The 15,066-nt window shown below is 70.0% G+C and carries 2 protein-coding genes; both read left to right on the top strand.

Going from position 1 to position 15,066, the window contains the following annotated elements; all coding sequences use genetic code 11:
• The first annotated feature begins 16 nt into the window (after positions 1 to 16).
• Positions 17 to 3,286: a toxin glutamine deamidase domain-containing protein gene (locus ACFY36_RS01325; RefSeq protein WP_499743880.1), complete on the top strand. Its 3,270-nt coding sequence runs from the start codon at positions 17 to 19 to the stop codon at positions 3,284 to 3,286.
• Between the two features lie 45 nt (positions 3,287 to 3,331).
• A complete protein-coding gene (locus tag ACFY36_RS01330; protein ID WP_499743881.1) occupies positions 3,332 to 15,055 on the top strand; it encodes a hypothetical protein in 11,724 nt (3,907 codons plus the stop codon).
• Positions 15,056 to 15,066: the final 11 nt, after the last annotated feature.

The following is a 15,066-nucleotide window of genomic DNA, read 5'->3' on the forward strand; positions in this document are numbered from 1 at the left end:
TGGGGGTTGTTCGGTCGTGGGTATCGACGTCTCGGACGAGTACAACCGCTTCCAGTTCTGGTTGTCCGGCGAGCAGTTCCCGGCGGTCGACGAGACCATCCTTCGGCAGTTGGGGGAGGCGCTGAGGTCGCTCGGCCTCGAGATCGAGGGCTTGCAACCGGACTTCGTGGCTGTGGTCAACTCGCTTTCCAGCGCGATGCAGGGCGCGGCCGACCGCGCCTTCGTCGACGCGATGCGGGAGTACGTCGACAATCCCGGCTTCCTCCCGCTCGCCGGGCGCTACGTCTACCGGATGAGCGACGACTTCGACAACCTCGCCGTCGAGGTCGAGTACGCCAAGCTGATGATCATCGCGACTCTGGTCGAGCTGCTGATCACATTCATGATCGTTCTGGCGTTGCAGTGGCTGTTCCCGGGACTCATCTCGGGGTGGTTGCTGCGGCTGGTGATCGGGCGGTCCCGGGTCATCGCGTTCCTGCTGCGCCTGGGCATGCAGATCGCCATGGGGCAGGCCATGGGTGCGGGCGCGCAGGTGATCATGTCGCTGGCCGTGCAGGCCATCATGAAACGTAACGGCTCGATCGACGACATCGACTGGAAGAAGGTCTCGGACTCGGCGGCGATCGGCGCGCTGGGTGGCGCGCTCGGCGTCGGTGTCGGCCAGCTCTACAACATCCTCGGCCCGCAGTTCGGCAAGGTGTTCGCCAAGATCATCGGTAGGGACGGGCCGGGTAGGCCCGACCCCAAGCCGGAGATTCCGCCGGCGCCCGCCGTGCCGAGGTCGACCGTCGGCGACGAGGTGCCTCCCGTTGCTCCGCGATCTCCGGTCACCGATGCGCCTCCGGTCAACAGAGCTCCGGCGCCGCCGGAGCAGGAGGAGGGCTGGGTGGACAACGTGGTGGTCGAGGCCGGTACGGAGGTCCTGGTCGGACCCACATGGGCGGGTATCCAGGGAGAGGAAGTCACTGCGGAGTCGTTGTACGGAGGTGCGGCCTCCGGTGCGGTGTCAGGCTTGACGGAGCACGCCGGTCACGTGTCGGGCGACGCGTTGCGCCACCGCACGCACACCGGCAACCACGCCGGGCCGTCTTCGCCGGTGCCCGCACCCGACCGCGTCGGCGCTCCGGCGGCGGAGGCTGTGACCGAGGGCCACAACGAAGCCCCGTATGACGACCTGGCATTGCCCCGTTCCCCGGGCTCGTCCGCGACCCCGGCGCCTGCCGGTCCCGGCTATGACGGTGGGTCCGCGCCGGCCGTTGCGGACCATGACGCGACACCGGCGGCCGCGGACCCCGGCTTCGACGCCACGCCGGCGGCTGTGGGCCCCGGCTTCGACGCCACGCCGGCGCCGGTCGATGCCGTGGCCGGCGGAGTCGTCGACCAGCGGGAGGTGCCGACGGCGGCTGACGACCGGACGGCGGCGATCCCGGGCGGCGGGGCGGAGACCCGAGGCGACCCCGGCGTCCCGTCCCGGCCCGCGTCGCCGGTTCCCCCGGCCGCTTCGCCGGTTCCCCCGGCCGCTTCGCCGGTTCCCCCGGCCGCTTCGCCGGTTCCCCCGGCCGCTTCGCCGGTTCCCCCGGCCGCTTCGCCGGCCACCGGATCCGCTGCGCCCGCCCAGCAGTCGCGGAGCCCGGCCCCGCTCCTTGACGGCGCCGGCAGCGACCCGAAACCCGTGTCGCAGACCGTGCGCCTGAGCGACGAATTCCGGTCTTTGAACGACGGCGCCGGGCGGACGGTCGAGGCTTCCGTCCCGCCGGACGTCCCCGCGCCCGGCAGCGCGAGCGACCCCGCGCAGGCCTTCGGACCGGGCGACACCGCCCTCGCTCCCGACGGCACGACCCGGCCCACCGAGGCGGGTCCGATGTCAACCGGTCCGTCCGGCATGTCCTCTGCCGATGGGGTGAGCCACTGGGATGATCATGTGCCCGCGGTCGCCGGGCCTATGTCAGCTCCGGATTCGACCGGTCCTGCCGCCGTGCCCCAGAATCCGAACGCCGCGCAGCCGCCTCAGCGGAATGTCCTCGACCACGACAGGCCGCCGGGCGCCGCCGTCCCGAGTGGGCTGGCCCCAGCATCGATCGATTTCCAGTGGTGGGCCCCGCAGGGTGCGGGCGATGCCGTCTTCCACCAGCGGTACGGCTGGCTCGCGCAGGTGAACGACGGCGGTCAGGACCGCCACCAGACCGGCGAGCGGACCGTGAACTGTTTCCTGGCCGCGCTGGCGACGCACATGGCGGTCGAGACCCAGCTGAACGGGGAGATCCCGTCGTTCGTGGCGCCGGGTCTGGCGATCGAGGATCCGCAGTACAGCGGTGGCGGCGTCGACGCCGTAGAGGTCGTCGCCTACGCCAACGACACCCTCCCGGCGCCCGGGGGGACGACCGGCCCGAGGCGACTGGTCCGGGCCGAGTCGTACGACGTCATCGCCCGGGCGCTGCGGGCGGCCGGTCGCGGCGCACAGGGCCTGGTGATCGTCGGCGGCCCGGGCGGGCGGAACCATCTCGTCAACGTCGTGAACGACGGCGACGGCGTGTTGTTCCTGGACGGTCAGCGGGGTGGCCGGGCGGTCCTGCCGGCACATCGACCGCCGATCTTCATCCCGGTCGGCCCGGTCGAGGTGGCCCCACTGGGCGATCCGGTCGAACCGGGCGAGGTCGGCCGGGTCGGCGGCGAGTTCGACCCGGCCCTGACCCGTGAGCCGCCGGTTCCGCCGCGTACGCCGGTCGTCGGAGAGGCCCCCGCCGAACGCTCTTCACCGGACGACCCGCAGCCTCCAGCCGAAAGGGAATCGATGCCCATCAACGCCATCCCGGCGGAGTCACTACCGGCGTCCGTGCACCGCGTCGTTGACATGGCCGTTCGCGGCTTTGCTCTCAGCGAGTCGACCGGCGTCCCCCGGACACACGGTGTGCTTCAGAAACGGTTCGCGCTCGGCATTCAGATCAAGGGCGCCCGAGCCGGAACGCCGGGAGCGAAGCCCGGCCTGGAATGGCTGTTCGACGGTGGCCGGCCGGCCGGACCGGGATGGCAGACGGTGTCTTCCTGGGAGGAGATCGAGGAGGTCGCCGAGAACACCGGTGCGGGCAGCCTCACCTTCCTGGCGTCCGGCAATGACGACGTCGTGTTCGTCCATCACGGGCACGACGACGATCTGCGCGTGGTGACCGTGAACCGCGACGGCTCCCAGGTGTTCTCGTTCGACGACTACCGGACGGCCCATGAGCAGCCGTCCAAGCTGCTGCCGGTCGACCAGTGTGCCGACGTGCACGTGCGCCGGCGCGGCTGATCCCCGACTTTCCCAGCAACACCACGTACCGCCGAGGAGACACCCTTGACCAGCCCGCACAACGCCGGATCGACCGCCACCCCGCAACGCCCGAGTGGGTCCGTCACCAAGGACGGCGACCGGGCGACAGCTGTCTCGTTCGACGGCCGGGCGATCTCGGCGTCGTCGGCGGGCCGGTTTCGCGAGTGCGACCAAACGAAGACAAGGCTGGAGAACCAGCTCGTCGACGAGAACGGCAACCCCGGCCCGCTGCGGCACCTCGACGTCACGGCGCCCTGGGCGGGTGACCGCCGGACTTTCCCGGTGCGGGCCGACGACGCTGACAGCGGCGCGGTGCTGGCGCAGCGGCTGCTGGCGATGCCGGAGTTCGTGGCGGAACTGACCCGGGCGGGTGACCCGATTGATTCGATCACGCTGCTGACCTCCGGTTCGCAGGGCCGCGAGGTGCAGCGAGCATTGGCCGAAGCGGGCTTTCCGCTGCGGGTCTACGAACCGTCGACCGAGTTGTCGTCCGACGCGGGCCTGGTGATCCCTCGTGGTGGGCACTGGGTCGTGCACGGCGGGCTGACGCCGACGCACGAGTTCGCGATCAGCTACGAGCTGATCCGGGCCATGCAGAAGGATTTCCCGTACGCGGAGGGGCCGCAACCGCGCACCGGCGGTCCCGTGCCGCTGGACGACCGAGCGGAGACCGTACGCCTGCTGCGCGCGGCCAAGGCCGAAGGGCTGGCCGGCTCCGGGGAGACGCTGAACCTGGTGGCGGCGCAGCGGGCGTTGGCGCCGTCGGAGCATCCGGCCGTGCCGTGGACGGGTTTCCTGCGGTCGCTGAGAAACGACCTGGGAAGTGTCAAGTCGGTGGTCGACCTCTCCCTCGATCAGCGGACCGGCCGGTGGCGCGGCATTCCCGGCAGCGTCCGGCGGCGCTATGCCGCGACCGGCCGGCACCGGTTCGAGGACGGTTTCGGCAAGCGTGACGCCGACTTCAACCGTACCGGGATGTTGCTGGCCGACGATGCTGTCGCCAGGCCGGACCGTCCGGAGGGGCTCGCTGTTCACCTGGCCGAGGCCGCGGCCGACGCGCGGGCGCAGGGCCTGCCGGTGCCCGTCGCGGACACCGAGGTCACCGGCCTGCGGGACGACGTCGCCGACCATCTCCGGACGCTGGGCGTCGACCCTGGTGACGTGCTCCCCGCGATGTTCGACGGCGAGCTGGGCGACACCCCGGCGGCGGCCGTCGCCGACGACGCCACACCCGGGACGGTTGTCAGCGTCCCCCTCGGTGGTGGCGTCCACACCGTGCTCCGTAGCGTGCTGGGGGAGGACTCCCCGCCGCTGCGGTCGGCCTTCGATGTAGCCGCCCACTTCTTGCACGACCGTACGGGCGTAGAGGTCACCTATGCCGATGTGGTGCAGGCGGCCCAGGTGGACAGCCAGGTCGCCGGTCTGCTCGAGGTGGTCGCCCTGGTGCATGAGGCGGTCGCGGCCGCTGTCGATCCGGAGCATGTCGCGGTGGTCACGGCCCGTCTGCCGATCAGCGCGATCCTCGCCGAGACCGACCCGAACCTGCTCACGTTCCTGACTGGTCACCAGGGTTTGCTGCGTGAGGTCCTGGCTCGCCACGTCACCACGCCGGGTGACACGCCGGTGTGGGACACCCCGGTGCCGGCCGACGGGATGTCCACGACCGCCGGCGACATGCTGAGCAGGCTGCTGGGCCCGGCTGCGGGCCCGGCCGGCCCGGCGACGGCGGCGCCGGGTGCGGAGGTGATGGCGCAGCCGGTGCCGGGATCGTGGCATCTGCCGCGGTTCGAGCTGCAGCTGGTGGGTGAGGCGCGGCCCGAACTGGCCGAGACGGTGGCCGCGGCTGAAGGTGTGGCGGCGTTGCTGACCGTGATCGACAACATGCCGGAGGGTCCGGACCGGGTCGATGCGGTGTCCCGGGATCGGACGGATCCGGCCGCGGCCGGTGACATGCGGGACATGCTTGATCAGATCCGCACCGATCACGCGGCGCTGGAGGGCGCGACGCGGGACGCGTCGCGAGGGATGTTCCGCTGGGCGGTGCGGTTGTGGCTGGCGCCGGCGCTGGCGGCACTGCCGCGGGGAGCGGTCGGGGACAAGAGTGCTCAGCGGGTCGGTGAGGTGCTGAGCATGGCCGGGGTCGCCTCCGAGCCCCGCACCGACTGGTCCGCTCCGAAACTGGCGGACGAGTTCTCGGGCCGGTGGCAGCAGGTGATGGCCGAGAGCCTGTTCGAACTGCCGTCCGGCACGGTGTCGTTGGTGCAGGCGCAACGCACCGACGACCCCGAACACGTGTTGCTGGTGCAGCGCACCGAGCTGGGGTTGACGTTCGTGGAGGCGGTCGGCGGACGGGCCGGGGCCGAGACTCATCCGGCCGCCGACGAAGCCGAGGCGCTGGCCGTCGTGGACGGTGATCTGTGGGTGCTGGTCGGCGGCGACGGCCGGATCATCGGGCTGGAACCGGGAGTGGTGGCCGAGACCGACGTCCGTCCCGCCCCGGTTCCCGTCGCGCCGCCGGCGCCGACCAGTCATGTGGTCACCGGCCAAGGTCTGGTCGTGGTGAGCGTGAACGCCGGCGCCGATAATCTGCCCGAGATCATCGACTATCTGGACCGGGATGTCCCGGCGTTGCCGGGGTTCGTGGTCCTGGAGGGCATGTCCAGCGAGGATCCGCAGCTCGCAGTTTTCCAGGCGGTGGCCCGCGGGTTCGGCCTGGGCACGTTGGTCCCGGCCGAGCCGGCTCCGGTGGCGCGGACCGGGAAACATGTGATCTCGCCGTCGGGATGGCGGGTCTCGGGTCTGGATCGCGACGTCCGCGACGATCGTCGTGGCGCCCTCTCGTGGCCGGAGCTCGACGACCTCCGGACCGGCCGGCAGCCGCCGGCCGGGCTGACCCGCAACGAGGCCGCTCTGGTGGCCGAGGTGAACTGGCGGCTCAAGGACTTCGGGCCGGCCGCCACCCAGGAGATCCTCGACGCCCGGAAACTCCAGAATCCGCCGTTGTCGGAACACAAGGTGAGCCAGCTCGCCATGTGGGTCACCGATTTTCTCCGCAACAACGGCCACGTCGGCCGGCTGCCCGGCGGGTCCGCGCGGACCGATCGGACCCCACTTCGGCCCGTGCCCGGCAGCACCGCTGTCCGCACGGCGAACGGTGTCTTCGTCTACGCCCGCGACACGTCCTCCTCGGCGAGCCGGACGCCTGGTCCGGACGACGAGACGGTCGTGTTCGCGGCCCGGATGAGCCGTCGGCCGGACGCCATCACGATCATCGGGTATGCCGGTGAAGTCGATGGCCGGCACGGCGTACTCGACTCGACCGGCTTGGTGCTCCCCGACCAGATGGTCCGTGGTCTGGTCGACACGGTCCTCCGTGAGGGTGGCGATCCCTCCGTACTGATCCTTGATCTCTTCGGTTCTCCGGTCTCGGCCGTGGAATTGGCCCAGCATGCGCAACGCCACCTCAGCGCCGAGGAGTTGCTGGGGCGGCCCGGCCCCCGCGCCGTCGTCGTTCGTGCGCCTGCGGCGCTGGGCCCGGAAGTATGGCAGGTCGTCGACCGCCGGACCTTCGAACTGCGATCGGAGCCCGGTCTCGACCAGGCACTGGCGGCGGCCCGAAGCGATGGCCCACCTGCCTTCGACGCGATTCGGGAAGTTCGTGCGCGGGCCGCGGGACACCTGGCCGAGCCGGATGTGCCGTCGTCCGAGGTCTTCAGGGCGGCGACCGAATCGATCCAGGCCGAGAGGGCGTCGGCCGGCCGGACGGTCCCCGCGGAGGCAGTAGGGGGCTATGAGACCGTCGACGAACTGTTGATTCCGGTCCGTCCCGGTGCTACCGACGTCGAGATGATGGATGCCGCCCGGATGTGGCTGCGCCCTGGGACGTTCCGGGAGAACCCGGTCAGCGGCCGGGAATCGGCCGTCGTTTCCGTCCGGGTGAACGACGGTCTCCAGGCCTGGGTCCTGCGTCTTGCGCCCACCGGCGCCGACCCCGAGATGTCAGCATCGTTCATCAACCCGGTCAGCACCCGGAACTCCCGGCATCGGATCTGGGTCAACCGCCGGCATTCCTCCGCCGACCGTTCCAGCGATATCGTCCTGACCGCGGTCCCGCTGCCCGAGGAGGCCGACTCGAGCGTCCTCGACGAGCTCTCGATGACCTCGGTCGCTCGGCTCACCATGGAGCCGGGTCAGCTCATGAGCGGTCGTCTCATCGTCGAAGGCGAGCCCTTTTCCGCTGTGGGCTACGCACGCCGGCTTCCCTTCGTCGGGAACGATCAACGACCAGTCGTGGTCCTGACGTCAACCGAGCTCACCGGCAGTTCCCACGACCGGACATTCGTGCTGGAACTGGCGCGGCACGCCATGGTTTTCGTCAAGACGGCGGGTACCGGTCGATGGGCTCAGTTCGACGACGGCCGACAGCTCGATGCCGATGCCGATCCCGAAGGCCGGGGAATCGGCTGGGTCCTGCGGGAGAAGGCAGGCTTGGAAGTCGCCGGCTTCGCGCATCCATTGACCATGCTCGACCAGGGCCTGGATCTCGATCACGACAATGCGATGCTGGTCCGCCGGCTGTTGGCGATGGCGGGCCCGGGCGACGAAGCCGTCCTGAATGGGTATCTGCCGCTTCCGCAAAGCCTGCGTCACTCCAGCGCCGCCGCCTCATGGAAGTCCGTCTATCCGGCGGGCCTGATGCCCCTGTACCGGACCAGGCCGGGCGGTAGGCCCGCGATCCCGATCAGTGTTCCGGCCCGCTTCGCCGGCTGGGTCGGCGGCGACAGCTATCCGGGGGCCGTCGATCTGACGGCACTGGTCGAAGCCGGCGCCGTCAAGTCCTATGACGGCCGCATGATGTTTCCCGTCCCCTCGTCCGCCCATCTGGGTATCGAGCGGGTGCGGAGGTTTCTGGCCACGTCGGCGGAACAGGGCAACGCCGAGGACCGCGCCGGTCAACTGTTCTTCATGGTCACTCAGGCGACCGGAGTGTCTCCGCTGACGGACTGGGCGGCAGATTTCGGGGCCCGGTTCCGGACCGGCGCCGCCGGCGATCTCTCTCTGCTCATGGCCGGGGCGGCCACCCCGGTCCGGGCCGGGGAACGGATCTTCGTGGCCGTCGGCGGCGATGACCCGGCGGAGCCGATTCTGTTCCACCCGGACGGGAGCCGGGCCTCGCGGAATGTCATGGCCGGGGGCATCGAGCTCCTCCGTGATGGCCGGGGAGGGCTCGCGCAGGTCGACCTCGCCTCGCCCGACCGGTCGGTCGCCTTCGTCAGGCACTCGTCGCCGGCCACCGAGCGGCCGGCGATCGCGACCGAGGGCGCCACGGCCGGCCGGGGAAGGCGCCGCAGCGGCCTCACCGCGACGGAGCTCGAGGAGTGGACCAGGCCGGAACGTTCCGGTGAACCCCGGGTCGACGGCGCGCAGCCGAGCAAGCCCGAAGGAGGGTCGACGACCGGGCCGGCTCCGGACGATGACGTTCGCGATGCGGCGCCCGCACAGCCGCTCCGCCGGCGTGTCCGGCGAAATCGGGATCTGAGTGGGGCGGCGGAGCTGGAGGTGCAGAGAACCTGGGCTCCTCTCCCGACGGACGACAACGCCTTGATCGCCAGGGTTCTCGAACGACTCAACAGGCCGCCAGGCGCCGGACCTTCGCCTTACACGATCGTCAAGACCGCGGAGTTCTACCGCGCGGCCCGCGGGAGCCACGTACCGTTCCCGTTCGAAGATCTGGTCGACACGGTCGTCACCCGTTTCGAGACCGGCCGAACATTCAGGATGCTCGGCGGAATGGATCCGGATTCCGGCGGAACCCCGCAGAGGGCCGGTGAGTCGTCGAAGCCCCGTGGCGCGCGGACGCCGCGGCGGTTGCCGGCAGTGCCGGCGGTGCCGACGTTGGCGGGCTCGCCGGCGGGATTCGCCCCACCCGCCCGTAGCGGTACCGAACCCACCGACGTGCAGACCGTCGGAGCACCCCTCGATTTCGCTTCGTACACCGTTCCTCCCGATGCCCGTTGGGAACAGGCCCGTGCCGACGGAAGTCTCACGGCCGGGTCACATTTCGACGAACGCCGGTTCGAGTTTCAGGAGCGGCCGTTCCTCGAGCGGACGACGCGGGTTTCGATCGGCGGCAAGGAGGCCGAGCGGGTTTTCGGCGCCTTGGCGGCCGGCCTGGAACAGTTCCATGCCGGCAGGGAAATCCTGGTGGAAGGCCGTCTTCTGCGGTTGCGGGCCGAGAGGGTCGGACCGGACGGACAGCCTCACCGAACTGTCGATGTGGTCGGCCGGGGACAGCCGATGGACGCGTCCCATTGGTGGCCCGACACCGATCCCTCCAGCTACGTCCGGCAGTGGACCCGTGGCGGTGATCTACTGGCGGCACATGCTCTCCCGAGTCAGGAGGCGCAGCCCGAGGAACGCACCGTCACCGTGGCGTTGACCGATATCCGCCGCGTGCTGACCGGAGAGATGTCCGCGCTTTCCGACGATTCTCCGGCGGCGTCGCTGCTGCGGTCGGCCGACGGCTTCGGCCATCTCATCGCCGGCGACTTCGCCCGCGATGAGCTCGGTATCGATACGCAGGCGGTCGCCGCTACGGGGCTTCTCGACGTTCAGTCGTACGCGACCGTCCACGGCATCGCGAGTCTTTGGTTCCTGGACGCCTGGGCGAACAACCGGCGGAGGTACACCGACGTGCTGGTGGCCTCGGTGTCCTCCCTGACGGAGGTGGTGCGAGGGCTTGCTCAGCTCGAAGGCCAGCGTGACAACCCGTATCTCGCCGCCCGTGCCGGGCGATGGCTGGCGAGCCGGGACACGGCGATCAGGGGCACGCTCGCCCGGGTACTGACCGAGCAACTCGGCCGGCGGGCCACCGTTCTCTCCTCGATCACGGCCACGGACGACTCGGTCGTCCACCAGAGTGACCACGCTCCGCCACTGGTGGAACTGCAATTCCTGACCGGCGCCAGGTCGGCGCAGCCGGTGACCGACGACCGCCGGTCCGAGTTGCGCATGGCGTACGGCGCGCATGCCTCGTCGCTCGCCTGGGAGGTGCACTCGAAGGCGGTCGGCGGCGAGGCCGAGAGAATCGTGCGAACCATCGCGCAGAATGCCGCCACCCTCGCCGACCGGCTCACCCATTCCTTCACTGTCGCCGGGACAGTCGGTGAAGACCGCGGCGAGCCGTTCATCGAGACGGCCGAGAGCGGGTCGAGGCTCAGCGCCCGAGACCTGCTTGCCGCGGTCAAGCCGCAGCTCGGTGATGCGACACGAGCGCTGGTACTCACCGTCGCCGGCGATCCCGCGACCGGCGATGCTTTCGGCCGCGAACTCCAGCAGCTCATCGGTCAAGAACTGCTGGAAAGGAACGGCCGCCTGCACGGTGTCGTGCTGGGCGGCACCAGTCAAACGGAGGGCGTGACTTCCTGGCGAACCGTCACCGCTATTGGAGCGATCCGTCCGGCCGACGATCTGAGCACGGCCTTGGCCGCCGTGTTCGAGCGCGATCCGGCTCTCGGTTCCGGGCTCGCCGAGTTGCGCGCCCGTGTCGCGGGATTCGGCTTCGCGAAGACCTTGAGCAACCGCGCGCTGCTGGAGAAGATTCAGGCGTCGTCACTTCCCGGCTCGAACGGAGACCGTGCGGTCCGCGTACCGGCATCGGTTGTCTGGGTGCCGGTGACCGCCGGCTTCGGCGACATCACCAATGTGACGCGGATCTGGTTGAAACCGTGGTCGATCCGAGAGGTCGTCTCCCGCGCTGAGGCCCGGCCCAGTGTTCCGGTCCGGATCGGGCTCGGTCTACGGGCGGAGGTTCTCCACGTGCCCGGCAACCTCAAGCTGCCGGAGACTGCGGCATCCGTCGTCCAACCGGCCGTGGAGGCCAACACCCGGATCTGGGTGAATCGATACCGCGTCGCTGGAACCGGCGCCGAGGAACTGGTCGCGGTTTCGTTGCACAGGGACATCGCCGCCTGGAAGGACCTGGAGACCCTGCCTCCGGCGGACCTCGGCCGCTTGATCATCGAGCCTGGCAGTTTCGAGGGCGGACTTCTTGACGTCGGCGAGTCCGAGCTTCTCGACGCCCGGCAGTACGCCGACCGGCTGCCGAACAACGGCAAAGACCGGCCGATCGTGATCCTCCAGGACCGGGCCGGCGAGATGCGCGGGGATCGTGGGCGCTTCGTCGGGCAGCTGTCGCAGGTCGCGGATGTGTTCGTGTATCGGGGTGAGGCGAACCGGGCCTCCTGGGAGCTGGTCCGCAACGAGAAAGCGACTCATCGGGGAATCACCCCGGAGGATCTGTTCAAGCTCATCCGGCCCGAGTTGGCGGGAAGTCCCGCCGTCGACCTGCCGACCGCCTTTCAGAGCGTCGTCCAGGGCAGGGTTCGAGCCGGCGACAGCGCGGAGGCACAAGCCGTCCGGCGGGCGCTGGTCGGGAAGTCCCCGAACGGCGGCCAACTCACGAACGCCTACATCCGGATTCCGGTCGGCTGGCCCGAGCCGAGCCTGTTGGACCTGTTGAGGGCCCATCCGTCGGGTTTGATGGCTTTCCCGCTCGAGCCACCGGCGGTGAACCGGTCCACCCACTCTCTTCTGCGGATCAGGGTGCCGGATCAGTACTCGTTGAGATCCACCGTCGAGCAAGTGGGGTACGGCGTGGCCGACCTGACCGCGTTGGTCGATGCCGGCGCCCATCTCGCGGGCGGAGACGTCCGAATCCCGCTTCCGGCCACCGCATTGCGAGGGCTCAGCCAGGTGCACGCGACCCTCGAAGCGCTCGACTTCATGCGCCCGGTCACCGCGCCCGGCATGACGAACGAGACCCGGATCGGGCTGTTCTTCGCCCGCCTCACCGGGGTGATGCCGGGGCCGGACGACTTCCCCATGACCGCGTGGGCCGGCCGTTCCGGATGGCCCGCACAGCTCAGACCCGTAGGCGACGGCGCGCTGGCCGGCCACCTGCCGCATCTGGACGCGGGCGCGGTCACCCCGATCTACGCCGGAGACGACGCTCTGCTGATGGTCGGTACGGATGACCCAGCACGGCCGACGTTCCTGGACCCCGCCCAGGGCGGAGGCCCGGTCGAGCCGAATCGAGTGACTGAGGTCTCGCTGCTGGTCGACGATGCGGGGCGGCTCGTTCAGTACAACCTCAGTGACCAGCAACAGCCCTTCGTCACGGCGTTCGGTCCGGGCGAGGACCCGTCGGCGAATTCTGCTCCGGCGGTCGTGGACACGCTTGCCGTAACCGCACAGAGCGTCGACGCTGTGTTGCGCGGCCGGGGACAGGCGGTGCCGGCGTCGCTGGTCTCCATGCTCAGCCGGGCCGGAACTCGGGCGACGGCAAGGCGCCTGAGCGCCGCCGGCCGGCCCGCGACGGCTATCTTCGAGGCGCTCGCCGACGAAGTGGCCGCCGCTCCGCCCGTGGTTCCGGAGCAGGACGTGGCCGTTCGCGAAGCCCGCCTGCGCGATGGCGCCTTGGAAAGCCTCGGTTCGCGGGGGGCGCGGGACGCGAACGACGCTCGTCCGACCCGCGACGCTGTTCTGAAGGCCATCGGCACCGTTCAGGAAAGGAACGGCGGTGAATGGTTGTCGTTGCCGTTCATCGACGACCGCGCCATCAGAGCATTCACCGACGTGGTCGCCGGCCAACTCATCACTGACAGCGCAGCGGTGGCCGGCGAGCCGGCACCAGATCGGGATCGAGTGTGGGCCGACACCGAGGCGCGGCTTCTCGGCTTCGGCTTCACCGGAGCCGAGGCACGAGCCGAGCTCGGCCGATCGGCCGCCGGGGCGGGCTCTGACCAACGAGCCACGGCCCTCTTCGACGCCGCGATCGATCGCTTTACGCTGATGCGGCCGCTTGACACGCCCGAGGTGCGGCCGAGCGGGCGTCCCCTTCCGTCCATACCGGAAGGAGCGCCTGCGCCGACCGGCTCGGCAACGAGCCAGATCGAGCTGCAAGCGACGGTGGGGAACTGGTTCAGGGCCGCGGGGATCGAGGTCACGCCACAGCAGATCAGGGAGGCGATTCTCCTGACCCTCAGGCAGACCCCCGACCTGTACACGCGGCACAACCCGGTGGAGCTCGTCGTCACCGCCTTCCTCAACGACGGCATCGACGACCGGTGGGAGGGCTTCGCCGATACACGGGAGACCAGTCCGTTCTCTCACCACGTCGTGCAACTCGACGGTCGGAAAGGCGGCCGCCGGACCGTCGACGTCTTCGTCCTCAACAACGCCGATGACCCGGGGGCACTGGCCGATCGTTCGAACGCCCTGATCGCCCGGATCGGGGAGCTCCGGGGACAGGCCCGGCTGAACCCGGAGAACATCCTGGTCCTTCCACGCTCCGGTACCGGGTATCCGGGTCACCAGGGTCTGCTCGATGCGGCTTCCGGGTTTCATCTGGTCGGCCCGATGAGCATGGGAGATCCCGAAGTCGCCGTGCGGGAGGGGGACAACTCCGTCCGATCACGCATCGGCTGGCACGTGACGATGGCCGACGGACTCCAGGTCAACCACTGGGAGGCCACTGTCGTCCTCGACCAAGCGGGGATAGGCAAGCTGTTCACGAGCATGGCGACGGCCGCCGGCCTGTCAGTCCGGGGAAGGATCCCTGGTCCCGATCAGATCGTCTATCCGCGACCGCAGGCCGATCCCGAGCTCGAGACTGCCCGTGCCGGGGCTGACCCGTCGCCTCGGAGGTACGTCCGGGTCGTGCCCGAGCGACTCGACGAGGATCCCCGCCCTCCGGCCCAGCGGAGTCAGACCTTCGTCGCTGATTTCGACGTCCGCGAGTTCATCTTCAACGGAAAACCGGTCACCGAGGTGACTCAGAGGTTGTCGCTCACCGATGGCGGCTCGCCGGCGACCGATCGGGTGACGAACGTCTTCGCGGCTCTGCAGGTGGGGGTTCAGGCGTTCAACCGCCAGCCGGCCAACATGCTGCGGAACGGCAGCCAGCTGATCATGCGGGTCGAGCTGGCCGAGTCGAAGGCCGCGCACTGGCACGCCTCGATCGTCGAGGATTCCGCGGACATGGACCGGTACAACCTCCGGGCCGGTGCGAGCCCGCTCGATCTGCTGCACGAGGTCGCGCACGGCTTGCCACTGCCTGACCACGTCATGAAGTCCGGACGCCCCAACCTTATGGGCCAGTTCGACTCGGAGGCGATCGACGTGCCCCCGCTGACCGCGAGTCAGCTCGAGGCGGTCTCACAGAACCTCTTCGGCCTGCCCGGGGAGTCCGATGTCCGCTCCGGAGTGGGGGTGACAGCCGACAGCGGCGGGCCGATGCCCGAGTCGGTGGTGATGATGGGCGATCTGCTCGGGGTCGTGCAGCGGGAGGGCGACCTGGCGGGGACCCTGGCCGACAACCTGGCTCCGGACGGCCTGCGGCTCGCGCCGGCCGAGGGGGCCGACCGGACACCGGCCGGTGCGTGGATCAGGAAGCGGATATCCGATCCGAGCCTTCCAGGTGTACGGCAGATCAGGTCCGGAGCCGACCTTGACGGATTGTTCCGGCAATCCGGAGATCGCGGCGTCGTGCTCCTGTTCGGCGAGAAGGGCCAGCCGGAGGTCTACATGAGGGCCGGCGGCGAGGTCTGGCATTTCATCGCCGACAGCTCCGGCACCTACCGGCCGGAGAAATGGGGCGGCCCCGGCACCTTCATGGACGACCAGACCAGCGACAACTCCCCGCGTCACGCGATCGGCCTGAACAGTTGCGGCGATTTCGTCGGCTGACCGCGGTGAGG

Source organism: Actinoplanes sp. NPDC000266 (assembly GCF_042899005.1).
Lineage (GTDB): Bacteria > Actinomycetota > Actinomycetes > Mycobacteriales > Micromonosporaceae > Actinoplanes.